Source organism: Nocardiopsis sp. MT53 (assembly GCF_019598965.1).
Lineage (GTDB): Bacteria > Actinomycetota > Actinomycetes > Streptosporangiales > Streptosporangiaceae > Nocardiopsis > Nocardiopsis changdeensis.
Map to the genome: position 1 here is coordinate 5,657,700 of NZ_CP080599.1, position 13,321 is coordinate 5,671,020.

Sequence of the window (13,321 nt, forward strand, 5' to 3'; positions counted from 1 at the left end):
AGGGGGGTGCCGGAATGGACGTGCTCGAACTGTCGGAGGTCGACCCGGGCCGGCGTGACCTGGTGGGCGGCAAGGCAGCGGGCCTGGCCGCGCTGATCCGCCTGGGCGAACGGGTCCCGGACGGCTTCTGCGTCACGACCCGGGCGTACCGGCGCGGCGAGGTGCCCCGCCGAGAGGTGCTCGCGGCCTACGCGCGGCTCGGCGGCGGGCCGGTCGCCGTGCGCTCCAGCGCCACCGCCGAGGACCTGCCCGAGGCCGGCTTCGCCGGACAGCACGACACGTTCCTGGCGGTGGAGGGCGCGCAGGACCTGCTCGCGGCCGTGCGCGCCTGCTGGGACTCGCTCCACAGCGACCGCGCCGGGGCCTACCGCGAGGCCGCCGGGATCGCCCACGGGGACGCGCACATGGCCGTGGTCGTCCAGCGGATGGTCGACGCCGAGGCGGCGGGCGTGCTGTTCACCGCCGACCCGCTCACCGGCACACGCGGCCGGGCCGTCGTCGAGGCCGCCCCCGGCCCGGGCACCGCCGTGGTCGAGGGGACCGCGGCCGCCGACCGCTACGTCCTGGACGGCTCCGCGCCGACCGGGCACGGCTGCCTCACCCCGGACCGCCTGGACGAGCTGCGCCGGGCCGGCGAGCGCCTCCGCGGCGCCCTCGGCGCCGAACAGGACCTCGAGTGGGCCTACGACCGCGAAGGCGCCCTGTGGCTGCTGCAGTCGCGGCCGATCACCACCCTGTTCCCGCCGCCCCCGCGGGGCGCGGCGCCGGGCCCGCGGCTGTACGTCGAGTTCGGGCACGTCCAGGGCATGCTCCGCCCGGCCACCCCCATGGGCATGGCGACCCTGAAGTCGGTGCTGGCGGGCATGCTCGCCTCCTTCGGCCTGGCCGTCGAGATCGTCGACATCGGCGGGCGGCTCTACGGCGACCTGACCGACGCGATGCGCGACCCCGCGACCCGGCGGCGCCTGGTGGGGCTGATGGCGGTCGACTTCGGGCCGCGCGCCCAGGCCGTGGTCGAGCACATGCTCGACGACCCCCGCTTCGCCCCGCTGCCCGCCGCGCGCAGGCGCGGCGCGGTCGCACTGGCGGCCGCGCCGCCGGCGGCCGCCGGGATCCTCGGCGCGCTGGCCCGCCCCGGGGCCGCGCGCGCCCGCGTGTTCGACGAGCTCGAACGCCTGCGGCTCCGGCCCGTCGCCGACCCGCCCACCCTCGGGGAGCTGCTGGACCTGGTCGAGGAGGGCGAGCACCCGCAGGAGCGCCCCGACCCGGTCCTGTGGCCCGTCGTCAGCGGCCTGGCGGTCTGCGCCGCCCTGCCCCCGCTGCTTCGGGGGATCGCCACCGACGAGGAGATCCGCACCGTCCTGGGCGGCATGCCGCACAACGTCACCCTCCAGATGGACCTCGCGCTCTGGCGGATGGCCCGCAAGGCCGAGCCCTACCGGGAGCGGCTGCTGGGCACCCCGCCCCAGGAGCTCGCGGCCGCCCACCTGGCCGGCGAACTGCCGGACTTCGGCCTGGACGCCTTCCTGGACCGCTACGGCGTCCGCTCGGCCGCCGAGGTCGACGTCGGCGTCCCGCGCTGGTCGGAGGACCCCGCACCGGTCTTCGCGGCCCTGGCCGGCTACCTGCGGGTCACCGACCCCGGGCAGGCCCCCGACCAGAGGTTCGGGCGGGCCGCCGCCCGGGCCGAGGCCATGCTCGCCGAACTCTCCGCTCGGGCGCGCCGCGCCCGACCGGTGCGCGGCCGGGTCGCCGCCTTCTTCCTGCGCCGGGCCCGCGAACTGGGCGGGCTGCGCGAGGCGGGCAAGTTCGCCGGGCTGTACGCGCTGCGCGACCGGCGCAGGCGCCTGCTGCTGATCGGTGCCCGGCTCTACGGGCAGGGGCTCCTGGACCGGGCCGGGGACGTCATGTTCCTCGACCCGTCCGAGCTGCGCTCGGTGGCGGAAGGCGGCGCGGACCCGCGCGCCGAGGTCGCCCGGCGCCGGGAGCTCCACGCCCGGGAGCTGCGGCGCCGGCGGGTCCCGGTCGCCCTGCTCGACGACGGCACCGACGTGGAGACCCTGCTGCCGCCCCGGGCCGCGGACGGCAGGGCGCTCACCGGCACCGGGGCGGCCCCCGGGCGGGTCACCGGCCGCGCCCGTGTGGTGCGCGACCCGGCGACGGCGTCGGTGGAGCCGGGCGAGGTCCTCGTCGCGCCCACGACCGACCCGGGGTGGACGCCGCTGTTCCTCACCGCGGGCGGGCTCGTCACCGAGACCGGCGCGGTGATGGCGCACGGGCCGACCGTGGCCCGCGAGTACGGCATCCCGGCGGTGATCTGCGTCCCGGAGGCCACCGAGCGCATCCGGACCGGGCAGACGGTCACCGTGGACGGCGCCGCCGGAACGGTCACCGTCCACGGGCCCGAGGGCCGGGTGGACTGATCCGGGAGGCCGGGGACGCGGGAGGCGGGAGGCCTGCGGGAGCGGCCCCCGGGGGAGAGCCCGTGGCCGCAGGCCGTCCGTCGGGGGCCTTTGGCCGCTCGTAGGGCGGGCCGAAGCGGCGGCGGCTCGAAGGGGTGCGGGCTAGTCGACGTCGTAGACGGTGACGGCCACGCCGCGGGCGCACAGCTCCTCCCGCACCAGCGGTTCGACGCGCTCCCACCTGCCGCCCGCCAGGCCGCAGCCGATCCGCGGCATGTGCACGGTGGCGCCCAGCTCCAGGGCGTGATCGGCCACCGTGCGCAGGCCGGTGGCGATGGCCTCGTAGCGCACCGGCGGGCCGCCGCTGCCGCGCCTGGTGCCGTGCTGGCCGACCATGTTGGCCACCCAGGTGTCGGCCCTGACCCGCACCAGGCGCACCGCGCCCAGGCCGAAGCCGTTGCGGGCCCGCTCCCGGTGCCAGGCGCGGTAGTCGCGTTCGGGTTCGGGCCAGCGCTTGGAGAGGGCCAGCACGAACCCCTTGCCCCAGCCGCCGCGGTCGTTGCACACGTGGGCGATGATCTTGGGCCCGGCGGCCTGGGGGACGGTGGCGTCGCCGCGGACGATGCGCAGCGGGGCGGGGGTGTCGGGCATGGCGGCCAGGTTAGCGGGCGGGTAGGACACAGACGGGGGACGACACCGGAACCATAAAGATGTATCTTTACCGATGTCGATAGTAAGTGACTGTCTCCAAAGGGGGAGAGCATGTCGGACCTGCCCATCGGCTACTGGCTCAAGCACCTGGACCGGCTCATCGAGAACGACTTCGACCGGACCCTGGCCTCGGAGTCGCTGGGCCGGCGCCACTGGCAGGTGCTCCACTCCCTGTACGAGGAGCCCGGCACCCTGGCCGACCTGGACCGCAGGCTCGCCGCGTTCCTGGACGACAGCGAGGTGAGCACGGCCCCCGCGGTGGAGGACCTGCGCCGGCGCGGCTGGCTGGAGGGCCTGGTCGCCCTGGACCTGACCGACGCCGGCCGCCGGGCCCACGACGACCTGTTCGGGAAGGTCCGGGCCTCCCGCGAGCGCATCTCGCGCGGTATCAGCTCCGAGGAGTACCGGGCCGCCGTGAGCGTCCTGGAACGGATGTCGGCCAACCTGGAGGCCGGGCCCGACGCCGACTGAGGCCGCTCAGGCGGGCAGTTCCCGGGTCAGCTCCACGAAGGCCAGGTCGTCCCGGCGCGGCAGCCCGAAGGCCTCGTCCCCGTAGGGGAACGGCTCGGTGCGGCCGGTGTTGGTGTAGCCGCGCCGCTCGTACCAGGCGATCAGCTCCGGGCGCTGCTTGAGGACCTTCATGCGCATCAGGCGGCAGCCCCACTCCTGGGCGGCGGTGCGCTCGGCCTCGGCCAGGACGCGCCGGCCCAGGCCGCCGCCCTGGATGTCGGGGCGCACGGAGAACATCCCGAAGTAGGCGCCGTTGACGCCGCGCTGGAGCTCGCAGCAGGCCACCAGGACCCCGTCGGCCTCGGCGAGCAGGATGAGGGTGTTGGTGCGCTCCAGCAGCGCGGCCAGCCCCTCGGCGTCCACGCGCTGGCCCTCCAGCAGGTCGGCCTCGGTGGTCCACCCCCGGCGGGAGGAGTCGCCGCGGTAGCAGGAGTTGACCAGCTCGACCAGGGCGGGCACGTCGTCCCGGCCGGCGTGGCGGTAGGTCAACTCCGGCCCGGTGGCCTTCTCCGTGCTGTCCGTGGTCACCCGTGCCCCCCGTGGTGGTGTCGCTGGGCTCACACCCTAACGGCCCGGGCGCGGTGCCCAGAATCCGGACCTTGGTCACATCGGGCACCAAAGGGCGCTTCAGTCATCGTTCGGGGCGTTCTTCTCGCGGTACTCCGCCGCCTCGGCGACCCGGGCCAGGAAGGCGCGCAGCCTGCGGCGGCAGTCCTCGGGGTCGGTCATGCCCGGGGTGACCATCAGCTGTAGGGCCAGGCCGTCCACGATCGAGTGCAGGTGCGTGGACCACTCCTCCACCCACGGGTCGGCGTGGGGGCTCTCGGAGTCCTCGCCCACCTCGACCCCGGCCAGCGCGGAGACCAGGCGGCGGTACAGGCCGCGCTGCTGCTGCCAGCGCCGGGCGCGGTCGCGGTCCTGTTCCCGGAGGATCCCGGCCGACTCCCAGGCCCGGTACTCGGCCCGGCGGTCGTCGTCCAGCGGCAGCAGCTGCTCGGCGTAGGCGGCCAGGGTCTCCAGCATGGACAGGCCCGGCTCCAGGTGCTCGTGCAGGCGGGTGATCCGCTCCACGGCCCGGGCCTCGGACAGGTCCATCGCGAACAGCAGCAGCTCCTCGCGGGTGGGGAAGTAGTGGCGCAGCGCCCCCGGGGACCAGCCCGCCTCGGCGGCGACGGAGCGGATGGACACCCCGGCCGGCCCCTGGGAGGCGACGATCCGCCACAGGGCGTCGGCGAGCTCGCGACGACGTTGTTCATGGTCAACGATCTTCGGCATGCGTACTTTCTAACACACCTGTGTTATTTTATTTCGCACAGCCGTGAGAAAAACAGAGGAGCCCCCCGTGCCGTCTCTGAACGTCCTGTTGCCGGTCGCCGGGCTGGCCCTGCTGGACACCCTCAGCCCCGCCGTCATCGGCGTCTCCCTGTACGTGCTCCTGAGCGGGGCGCGCTCGGTGGCCCGCCCGCTGCTGGCCTACCTGGGCACCGTCGCCGCGTTCTACTTCGCCCTGGGCTGCGCGCTCATGTTCGGCGCCGGCGTCGCCCTGGAGGGGATCGGGGGCCTGCTCGACGACACCGCCCTGGGCTGGGTCCTGACCGTGGCGGGCGGCGCGGCCCTCGTGTACTCGTTCTTCATGTCCACCGAGCCGCGCCCCCGGCGCCCGGAGTCCCTGCGCGTGGGGGCGATGGTCGCCCTGGGGCTGGGCACCGGGCTGCTGGAGGGCTCCACCGCCCTGCCCTACTTCGGCGCCATCGGCATCATGACCGCCGCCGGCCTGTCCCCCGCCGTGTGGCTGCCGGTGCTGGCCGCCTACAACCTCGTCATGGTCGCGCCGGGCCTCCTGCTCTACCTGGGGTACCGGGCCCTGGGCGAGCGGGCGCGCCCCCGGCTGGAGAAGTGGCGGACCGGGATCGAGTCGAGCGGGCGCGAGGCGCTGCCCTGGATCGTGGGCATCGTCGGCTTCCTGGTGCTGCGCCAGGGCCTGTGGCTCTCCGGCGCCCTGGAGAGGTTCGGGGTCCACGTCGGCTGAATCCGCCGACACGGGCCGGCCCCGGAAGTTGACCTCAACATTGGTTCAGGTCGTAACGTTCCGGTATCCGCAACTCCCCGAACGGAACCGGTGACCGCCCATGAGCATGGAGATGGCCGCGTGGAACTCGATCTACCACGCCATGCACGCCCGTGAGGACCGCCGACCCTTCTCCTTACCCGTCCTGCGCCGCATCGCGGGCTTCGCCCGGCCCCACGCCCGCGTCCTGACCTGGTTCCTCGCGTTGAGCGTGGCCGTCTCCGTCCTGGCGGTCGCCTCCCCGCTGCTGGCCGGCCGGGTCGTGGACACCATCGTCAGCGGCGGGGCGCCCCGCACCGTCCTGCTGCTGGCCGGTCTCATCGCCGCCGTCGCCCTGCTGGAGGCCGCCCTGGGCCTCATCGTGCGGCGCCTGTCGGCCGGGCTCGGCGAGGGCCTCATCCTGGACCTGCGCACCACCGTCTACGACCACGTCCAGCGCATGCCGGTCGCGTTCTTCACCCGCACCCGCACCGGAGCCCTGGTCAGCCGCCTCAACAACGACGTCATCGGCGCCCAGCGGGCCTTCAGCAGCGTCCTGTCCGGGGTGGTCAGCAACCTGGTCACCCTCGTCCTGGCGCTGGCCGTGATGCTCACCCTGTCCTGGTGGATCACCCTGGCCGCCTTGGTCATGCTGCCCGTGTTCGTCTACCCCGCCCGCCGCATGGGCGCCCGCCTGGCCCGCATCGAACGCGAGCGCACCCAGCACAACTCCGCCATGAGCACCCAGATGACCGAGCGGTTCTCCGCGCCCGGGGCCACCCTGGTCAAGCTCTTCGGCTCCCCCGAACGCGAGTCCGCCGAGTTCGCCCGCCGCGCCGACCGCGTCCGCGACATCGGCGTGCGCACCGCCATGGTCCAGGAGGTGTTCTTCACCGCCCTGACCCTGGTCTCGGCCCTGGCGCTGGCTCTGGTCTACGGGCTGGGCGGCTTCAGCGCCCTGTCCGGCGGCCTGGACGCCGGCACCGTCGTGGCCATGGGCATGCTGCTCACCCGCCTGTACGCGCCGCTGACCGCCCTGGCCGGGGCCCGCGTGGAGGTCATGAGCGCCCTGGTCGCCTTCAGCCGGGTCTTCGAGGTCCTGGACCTGGAGCCGCTGGTGCGCGAGGCCCCCGGCGCCGCCGACCTGCCGCCCGGGCCGGCGTCCCTGGAGTTCGACCGGGTCTCCTTCGCCTACCCCGCCGCCGACAAGGTGTCCCTGGCCTCCCTGGAGGAGGTCGCCGTCCTGGACCCCGCCGAGGGCCGGCAGGTCCTGCACGAGGTGTCCTTCACCGTCGAACCCGGCACCACCGTGGCCCTGGTCGGCTCCTCCGGGGCCGGCAAGTCCACCATCGCCCAGCTCGCCCCGCGCCTGTACGACCCCGACTCCGGGACCGTCCGCCTGGGCGGGCGGGACGTGCGCGAGCTGTCCTTCTCCTCGATCCGCGGGGCCCTGGGCATGGTCACCCAGGACGGCCACCTGTTCCACGAGTCCATCCGCGCCAACCTGACCCTGGGCCGCCCCGACGCCGGCGACGAGGAGGTCTGGGACGCCCTGCGCCGCGCCCGCCTGGCCGACCTGGTGGCCTCCCTGCCCGACGGGCTGGACACCGTCGTCGGCGAACGCGGCTACCGGTTCTCCGGCGGGGAGCGCCAGCGCCTGACCATCGCCCGGCTGCTGCTGAGCGACCCCCAGGTCGTCATCCTGGACGAGGCCACCTCGGCGCTGGACTCCACCTCCGAGGCCGCCGTCCAGGCCGCCCTGGCCGAGGCCCTGGAGGGGCGCACCGCCCTGGTGATCGCCCACCGGCTGGCCACGGTCCGCGCCGCCGACACCATCCTGGTCGTGGAGGGCGGGCGGATCGTCGAACGCGGCGACCACGCCGGGCTGCTCGCCCGGGGCGGCCGCTACGCGGAGCTGTACCGCACCCAGTTCGCCACCGGGGAGCCCTCCGCCGCCGCCCCCTCCTGAGGGGCCGACCGACCCCGTCCCCCGGTGGCGCCACACCGGGGGGCGGTCACCTTCGTCAGGACACCGGCTCGGGCCGCCGGAGCAGCTCGTACAGCGCCGCGATGCTCCGGTCGCCGAGCCCCTGCGCGACGGCCCGTTCGAGCAGTTCGTCCATGGCCTCGCGCCAGGCGGTGTCCACGCCGGCCTCCCGCGCCGCGTGGGCGGCCTCGGGGATCCCCGCGTGGAAGGTCGCCACCGTGGAGACCGGATCGGAGTAGTCGCCGGAGTCGATCTCCCGCGCGAACAGGGGCAGGACCGAGGCGATCATCTCCAGCCATCTGACGGAGTAGGGCACCAACGCCGCCGCCTCCAGCCCCCGCTCGCGCATCAGGGCCGCCCCCTCGAAGAAGCCGAGGAGGGCCGGCAGCAGCGGGACGCCCACCGCCGTCTCGTACAGGGCGGCCAGGTCGGGCTCGGACCCCAGGTGGACGGTGTCGCCGCCCAGGACCCGCAGGACCGGCTCATGCTCCTCGAACACCTCGCGGTCGCCGCCGTAGTACAGCAGGGTGTCCGCTCCCCCGACCGCGGTGGGCACGTCCTTGACCGCGCCGTCCAGGAACCGGGCGCCGTGCCCGGCCGCCCACCGCGCCATCCGCCGCGCCCCCGCCGGGGCGCCGGAGTTGAGGGTGACCAGGGTGCGCCCCCGCAGCCCGGAGGCGGCCGGGCCCAGCGCCGCGAGCGTGGCGTCGTAGGTGCTCAGGCACGCGATGACCAGCGGGCTCGCCGCGACCGCCGCCGCGACCGACCCGGCGGCCCCGGCCCCCTCGGACACCAGCGCGGCCGCCTTGCCGGGGCTGCGGTTCCACACCGTCGTCGGATGGCCCGCGCGGACGAACGCCCGCGCCAGCGCCGAGCCCATGAGCCCGAGTCCGATGACGGTCACCGCCGTGCGCCGCTCTTTCGCCATGTCGTTCTCCCCGTCCTCGAAGGAATCCCCGGGCCTGCGCCCGGGTCCGCTCCCATGCTGGTCGGGGTACGAACATTTCTTCAAGTACCGATATTTTTATCGGGTACCGGCATTTTTATCAGTGAGGAGGGGCGATGGGCGGGCGGACCTACATCTGCGGGCTCGACGCGGCGATGCACGCCATGGGGGGCAAGTGGAAGGCCCTCATCCTGTGGTGGCTCCAGGAGAGGCCGCTCCGGTTCGGGGAGCTGCGCCGCACGGTCGAGGGCATCAGCGAACGGGTGCTCATCCTCCAGCTGCGCGAACTGGAGGCGCACGGGCTGGTGCACCGGCACGTCCACGAACAGGTCCCGCCCCGGGTGGAGTACTCCCTCACCGACTTCGGGCGCTCCCTCGTCCCCGCGCTGAACGCGCTGGGGGCCTGGGGGGAGGAGAACATGGACCGCCTCCAGGGGTGAGGGGCCCGCCCGCGGGCGGGCCCCTCACCGCGGCCCGTCACAGCGGGGTGCTCAGGACTCGGGGTCGATCTCGCGGATCACCCGGGCCGGGTTGCCCACCGCGACCACGTTGGCGGGCAGGTCGCGGCTGACCACCGCGCCCGCGCCCACCACCGTGTTCTCGCCGATGCTCACGCCCGGGCAGACGATGACGCCGCCGCCCAGCCACACGTTGTCGCCGATGGTGATGGGCTCGGCCGCCTCCCACTTGTCGCGGCGCGGCCCCGGCTCGATCGGGTGCGTGGGGGTGAGCAGCTGGACGTTGGGGCCGATCTGCACGTCCGCGCCGATCCGGATCGGGGCCACGTCCAGCATCACGGCCCCGCAGTTGACGAACGAGCGGGGGCCGATGGTGATGTGGTAGCCGAAGTCCACCCGCAGCGGCGGCCGGATCCAGGTGTCCTCGCCCAGCCCGCCCAGGAGTTCGGCGAGCGCCTCGCGGCGGGCGGGGTCGTCCGGCTCCATGGTGTTGTAGCGGTGCGCGAGCTTCTCCGCGCGGATCAGCTCGGCCTGGAGCTCGGGGTCGTCGGACCGGTAGAGCTCACCGGCGAGCATGCGTTCCTTCTGACTGGCCACACGGGTCCTTTCCCAGGGATGGTCGACCCCCGCACCCTAGCCGTCCCGCCTCCCCGCGGGCACCCGGAAAAAAAGGGGGGCCGCCCCGTGCGGGGCGGCCCCTCCGGATCAGGTCACAGGATCCTCTTGACGCCCGGGACCGCCCGGACCGCGGCGGCCAGTGCCCAGCAGCCGGGCACCGCCAGCGCGGACAGGGCCAGGAACTTCACCGCCGCGGGCGCCTCCCACCCGGCCAGCAGCACCCCGCCGGCGACCAGCACCAGCGGGTGCAGGACGTAGACGGCGAACGCGTTGGCGGACAGGAACCGGGAGAGGGGCCCGCCGCCGGCGACGAACCGGCGGAAGAACACCAGCAGCGCCAGGATGGTGCCCACCGACAGGAAGGTCTCCAGCACCATCAGGGCCAGCGCCTGCGGGGTGCCCGCCGCGGCCTCCGCGCCGCCCAGCGCCCCCTGGGCCGCGAAGAAGGCGACCAGGGCCGTCAGCGCCGTGCCCGCCCCGTACCACCCGGCCGCGCCGGGCAGGCGGGTGGCCCAGTTGCCGCGGAACGCGAGGATCCCGACCACGAACAGGGAGACGTACTGGGGCAGGTAGTTCGGGCTGGGCAGGCCCAGGACCGGCCAGTAGTAGGGGGCCGGGTTGACCCACCGCCACAGGAACGAGACCACGGCCAGCGCCAGGGTGAACCCCACCACCGGCCACAGCCAGCGCAGCCGCGCGTCGTCGGCCGGGCGGGGCTCCGGGGCCCGGCCGCGGTCCCGGCGCAGCCGCCGGACCAGCGCGTAGGCCAGGCCGAAGACCAGCAGCACCTCCACGAACCACATCGGGCCCGGGTCGTAGGCCACGATCGCGAACAGCCAGAACGGCATGTCGCCGGCCAGGCCCTGGGCCACCGCGTCCTGGTAGGGCGGGATCATCAGCAGCGGCCGCACCAGCAGCACGAACAGCAGGAAGGGCACCCCCAGGCGGACCAGGCGCTCGCGCACGAACCCGCGCACACCCCTGCGGTCCGCCGAACCGGGCGTGAAGTAGCCCGCCAGCAGGAAGAACAGGCCCATGAAGTAGGTCTGGTTGAGGACGATGAACAGGTCCAGCAGCCCGGCCGAGGCGTCCCCCACCGGTTCCAGGTAGAACCACACGGGGATGTTGCTGTAGGTCAGGGCCGCGTGGTGGAGCACGACCAGGATGGTCAGCGCCACCCGCAGGTTGTCGATGTAGTGCAGGCGGGTGCGGGGCCCGCCGCCGGGTCCGGCGGCGGTGCTGGGTGGGGCGTGCTGTGACATGGTGTCCTCGTCCAAGGGGATGGGGGGTACGGCTCAGTCGGGCCGCACCGCGCGTACCAACAGGTCTGCGAGCTCGCGGGCGTGGGCGAGCAGGTCGGTCTCGGGGCGGGAGATCCAGTAGCCGAACATCGCGTCGATGGCCGACTGCTGGGTGACCGCCATGACCCGGACGTCGAATTCGCGCAGCTCCCCGCGCGCCTGCCCCTCGCGGTAGAGCCCCTCCAGGGACTCGTACAGGGGCTCGGCGGCCACGGCGCCGTAGCGGGGGACCCCGTCGGCGCCGCGGTCGTGCACGAAGATCTCGGTGAGCGCGCGCAGCCGGTCCGGGTGGGCCAGGGCGTACTCGGCCACTCCCAGGACATGGGCGCGGACGACGTCGGTGGCGCTCTCCTGCTCGGCGAGCCGGGGCAGGAGCGTGTCGGCGATCTCGGTGTACACCGTGACGACCACTTGGTCCACCAGTTCGTCCTTTCCCGCGAAGTGGTAGGAGATGACTCCCTTGCTGACGCCCGCCGTGGCGGCGATCCGGGCCAGGGAGGCCTTCGGGAAGCCCACCTCGGCGATGGTCTCGACCGCCGCCGCGATGATCTGCTTCCGCCGGGCCTCCTCGATGAAGGACCTCTTCTGACCGCCCGTCTCATTTTTTGACCGCATGGCCAGAATCTAACACGGGCGGCCTGGAATCCATCGGGGATGCCCCTGAGCCGCCCCCGACCCGCCCCCGGGGTCCGGATGCGGAAAACCCCTCGCCCCGCATCGGCCGTGCGGCTAGCGTCCCCGGCATGGACACCGACCCCAAGGAGACCGTGCGGCGCGGCTACGACGCCCTGTCCCACCGCTACGACGAGGCCTTCGGCACCGATGCCAAGTACGGGCCGTGGATCGCCGACCTCCTGGGCCGGCTGCCCGGGCAGGCCGAGGTGCTGGACCTGGGCTGCGGCACCGGGGTGCCGGTGGTCCGCGACCTGGCCGCGGCCGGGCACCGGGTGCGCGGGGTGGACATCAGCGCGGTGCAGATCGCGCGGGCGCGCGCCCTGGTGCCCGCCGCCGCGTTCGCCCGGGCCGACATCGCCGCCCTGGACCTGCCCGGGGAATCCCTGGACGCGGTGGTGTGCCTGTACGCGCTCATCCACCTGCCCCTGGCCGAGCAGCCCGCGCTGCTGGGCCGGATCGGCCGGTGGCTGCGGCCGGGCGGGACCCTGCTGGCCACCACGGGGCACCGCGCCTGGACCGGGACGGACCCCGACTGGCTGGGAGGCGGCGTCCCCATGTGGTGGAGCCAGGCGGACGCCGCCCGCTACCGCGAGTGGATCACCGGGGCGGGGCTGGTGGTGGAGGCGGAGGAGTTCGTGCCCGAAGGGGAGGGCGGACACGCCCTGTTCCTCGCCCGCCGCCCCTGAACAGGGCCGTCGGGACACCCGCGCGGGGCGGGCGGGCTTGGAGGAACCGGTGGGGACGGAGTACCCTGGAGGTGTGGCGCCGTCCCGCGCCCAACCCCCGGTTCCGGCGCCCACGCCGCCGGCTGAGAGGGGGCAAAGGGGACCTGAGAGTCCTCGGGACGCCGGTCTGATGCGCCCTACCGGCGGGGTGGACGAGCGTGGGTCGTGCCGCCGTCGCCCAGGAGCCGTCATGACCAGGCACAAGTCCTTCAAGCAGCAGGTCCGCACCCGGATGGCCAAGACCGGGGAGAGCTACACCGCGGCCCGCGCCCACCTGCTCCCCGACGGGGCCCGCCCCGCGGCCGGGGAGGCCCCCGCACCCGCCGCCACGGCACCGGAGCCGGCCGCGCCCGCCGCCCCGGAGCAGACCACCGCGACCATGCGGGCCCGGGTGTCCTCCGACGCGGTGCGCGAGCGCACCGGGCGCGGCTACGACGAGTGGTTCGCCGTGCTGGACGCCTGGGGCGCCACCGGTCGCACCCACAAGGAGATCGCCGCCCACCTGGTCCGGGAGCGGGGCGTCGCGGGCTGGTGGGCGCAGTCGCTGACGGTCGCCTACGAGCAGGAGCGCGGGATGCGCGCCCCCGGCCAGCGCAAGGACGGCTACTCGGCCAACGCCTCCAAGACGGTGCGCGCGCCGGCGGAAGAGGTCTTCGCGGCGCTGTCGGAGAAGGACGTCCGCGAGCGGTGGCTGGCCGACGCCGACCTGACGGTGCGCTCGGACAACCCGCCCAAGCGGGTCACCGCCGACCTGGGCGACGGCACCCGGGTGGTCTTCTACCTCACCGCCAGGGACGCCGACCGGGTGTCGGTGGCGGTGGAGCAGTCCCGGCTGGCCGACCCGGACGCGGCCACCGGGGCCAAGGAGTTCTGGCGCGAGCGCCTGGGCCGCCTCAAGGACCTGGTGGAGCGGGATTCCTGACCTGTCCCCTCGCAGGTCC

Annotated in this window: 14 protein-coding genes; 7 read left to right on the forward strand and 7 right to left on the reverse strand. The window is 74.5% G+C overall.

Annotation, left to right across the window (positions count from 1 at the left end):
* The first annotated feature begins 14 nt into the window (after positions 1–14).
* Positions 15–2,423, forward strand: coding sequence for a PEP/pyruvate-binding domain-containing protein (locus K1J57_RS25130; RefSeq protein ID WP_220561133.1), 2,409 nt, complete (start codon positions 15–17; stop codon positions 2,421–2,423).
* 141 nt (positions 2,424–2,564) lie between these two features.
* Here K1J57_RS25130 and K1J57_RS25135 read toward each other — a convergent pair whose 3' ends face one another.
* On the reverse strand, positions 2,565–3,053 hold the full coding sequence (locus tag K1J57_RS25135) for a macro domain-containing protein (protein WP_220561135.1): 489 nt from the start codon (positions 3,051–3,053) through the stop codon (positions 2,565–2,567).
* Between the two features lie 111 nt (positions 3,054–3,164).
* Here K1J57_RS25135 and K1J57_RS25140 point away from each other — a divergent pair, with 111 nt between their 5' ends.
* Positions 3,165–3,584: a MarR family winged helix-turn-helix transcriptional regulator gene (locus tag K1J57_RS25140; RefSeq protein WP_220561138.1), complete on the forward strand. Its 420-nt coding sequence runs from the start codon at positions 3,165–3,167 to the stop codon at positions 3,582–3,584.
* A gap of 6 nt (positions 3,585–3,590) precedes the next feature.
* Here K1J57_RS25140 and K1J57_RS25145 read toward each other — a convergent pair whose 3' ends face one another.
* Both K1J57_RS25145 and K1J57_RS25150 read right to left on the reverse strand, forming a co-directional pair.
* Positions 3,591–4,151 (reverse strand): GNAT family N-acetyltransferase, encoded by a 561-nt coding sequence (locus K1J57_RS25145; RefSeq protein ID WP_220561140.1) that lies wholly within the window; start codon positions 4,149–4,151, stop codon positions 3,591–3,593.
* Between the two features lie 99 nt (positions 4,152–4,250).
* Positions 4,251–4,898 (reverse strand): TetR/AcrR family transcriptional regulator, encoded by a 648-nt coding sequence (locus K1J57_RS25150; protein WP_220561142.1) that lies wholly within the window; start codon positions 4,896–4,898, stop codon positions 4,251–4,253.
* A 67-nt stretch (positions 4,899–4,965) separates the two neighbouring features.
* On the opposite strand from K1J57_RS25150, the gene K1J57_RS25155 reads away from it, so the two are divergent.
* Together K1J57_RS25155 and K1J57_RS25160 are read left to right on the forward strand one after the other, a co-directional pair.
* A complete protein-coding gene (locus K1J57_RS25155; protein ID WP_220561144.1) occupies positions 4,966–5,652 on the forward strand; it encodes a GAP family protein in 687 nt (228 codons plus the stop codon).
* Positions 5,653–5,752: 100 nt separating this feature from the next.
* Complete coding sequence (locus K1J57_RS25160) at positions 5,753–7,639, forward strand: ABC transporter ATP-binding protein (protein WP_220561146.1); 1,887 nt, start codon at positions 5,753–5,755, stop codon at positions 7,637–7,639.
* A 55-nt stretch (positions 7,640–7,694) separates the two neighbouring features.
* On the opposite strand, the gene K1J57_RS25165 is transcribed toward K1J57_RS25160, so the two are convergent.
* The gene (locus tag K1J57_RS25165; protein WP_220561149.1) at positions 7,695–8,585 is read right to left on the reverse strand and encodes an NAD(P)-dependent oxidoreductase; all 891 of its coding nucleotides are present in this window, start codon (positions 8,583–8,585) and stop codon (positions 7,695–7,697) included.
* A gap of 134 nt (positions 8,586–8,719) precedes the next feature.
* Here K1J57_RS25165 and K1J57_RS25170 point away from each other — a divergent pair, with 134 nt between their 5' ends.
* A complete protein-coding gene (locus K1J57_RS25170; RefSeq protein ID WP_220561151.1) occupies positions 8,720–9,043 on the forward strand; it encodes a helix-turn-helix domain-containing protein in 324 nt (107 codons plus the stop codon).
* Between the two features lie 51 nt (positions 9,044–9,094).
* On the opposite strand, the gene K1J57_RS25175 is transcribed toward K1J57_RS25170, so the two are convergent.
* The 3 genes from K1J57_RS25175 to K1J57_RS25185 all read right to left on the reverse strand — a co-directional run bounded on the left by K1J57_RS25175 (position 9,095) and on the right by K1J57_RS25185 (position 11,595).
* Complete coding sequence (locus K1J57_RS25175) at positions 9,095–9,637, reverse strand: sugar O-acetyltransferase (protein ID WP_220565782.1); 543 nt, start codon at positions 9,635–9,637, stop codon at positions 9,095–9,097.
* Between the two features lie 134 nt (positions 9,638–9,771).
* A complete protein-coding gene (locus K1J57_RS25180; RefSeq protein WP_220561153.1) occupies positions 9,772–10,941 on the reverse strand; it encodes an acyltransferase in 1,170 nt (389 codons plus the stop codon).
* A 33-nt stretch (positions 10,942–10,974) separates the two neighbouring features.
* On the reverse strand, positions 10,975–11,595 hold the full coding sequence (locus K1J57_RS25185) for a TetR/AcrR family transcriptional regulator (RefSeq protein WP_220561155.1): 621 nt from the start codon (positions 11,593–11,595) through the stop codon (positions 10,975–10,977).
* Positions 11,596–11,723: 128 nt separating this feature from the next.
* Here K1J57_RS25185 and K1J57_RS25190 point away from each other — a divergent pair, with 128 nt between their 5' ends.
* The gene (locus K1J57_RS25190) at positions 11,724–12,341 is read left to right on the forward strand and encodes a bifunctional 2-polyprenyl-6-hydroxyphenol methylase/3-demethylubiquinol 3-O-methyltransferase UbiG (RefSeq protein ID WP_220561157.1); all 618 of its coding nucleotides are present in this window, start codon (positions 11,724–11,726) and stop codon (positions 12,339–12,341) included.
* A gap of 229 nt (positions 12,342–12,570) precedes the next feature.
* On the forward strand, positions 12,571–13,302 hold the full coding sequence (locus tag K1J57_RS25195; RefSeq protein WP_220561159.1) for a hypothetical protein: 732 nt from the start codon (positions 12,571–12,573) through the stop codon (positions 13,300–13,302).
* Positions 13,303–13,321: the final 19 nt, after the last annotated feature.

Excerpts from the sequence above, each read along its gene's own strand:
- K1J57_RS25180 (WP_220561153.1), bottom strand. The coding sequence starts at position 10,941 with ATGTCACAGCACGCCCCACCCAGCACCGCCGCCGGACCCGGCGGCGGG.
- K1J57_RS25165 (WP_220561149.1), bottom strand. The coding sequence starts at position 8,585 with ATGGCGAAAGAGCGGCGCACGGCGGTGACCGTCATCGGACTCGGGCTC.
- K1J57_RS25130 (WP_220561133.1), top strand. The coding sequence starts at position 15 with ATGGACGTGCTCGAACTGTCGGAGGTCGACCCGGGCCGGCGTGACCTG.
- K1J57_RS25135 (WP_220561135.1), bottom strand. The coding sequence starts at position 3,053 with ATGCCCGACACCCCCGCCCCGCTGCGCATCGTCCGCGGCGACGCCACC.
- K1J57_RS25190 (WP_220561157.1), top strand. The coding sequence starts at position 11,724 with ATGGACACCGACCCCAAGGAGACCGTGCGGCGCGGCTACGACGCCCTG.
- K1J57_RS25160 (WP_220561146.1), top strand. The coding sequence starts at position 5,753 with ATGAGCATGGAGATGGCCGCGTGGAACTCGATCTACCACGCCATGCAC.
- K1J57_RS25140 (WP_220561138.1), top strand. The coding sequence starts at position 3,165 with ATGTCGGACCTGCCCATCGGCTACTGGCTCAAGCACCTGGACCGGCTC.
- K1J57_RS25170 (WP_220561151.1), top strand. The coding sequence starts at position 8,720 with ATGGGCGGGCGGACCTACATCTGCGGGCTCGACGCGGCGATGCACGCC.
- K1J57_RS25195 (WP_220561159.1), top strand. The coding sequence starts at position 12,571 with ATGACCAGGCACAAGTCCTTCAAGCAGCAGGTCCGCACCCGGATGGCC.
- K1J57_RS25185 (WP_220561155.1), bottom strand. The coding sequence starts at position 11,595 with ATGCGGTCAAAAAATGAGACGGGCGGTCAGAAGAGGTCCTTCATCGAG.
- K1J57_RS25150 (WP_220561142.1), bottom strand. The coding sequence starts at position 4,898 with ATGCCGAAGATCGTTGACCATGAACAACGTCGTCGCGAGCTCGCCGAC.
- K1J57_RS25175 (WP_220565782.1), bottom strand. The coding sequence starts at position 9,637 with ATGCTCGCCGGTGAGCTCTACCGGTCCGACGACCCCGAGCTCCAGGCC.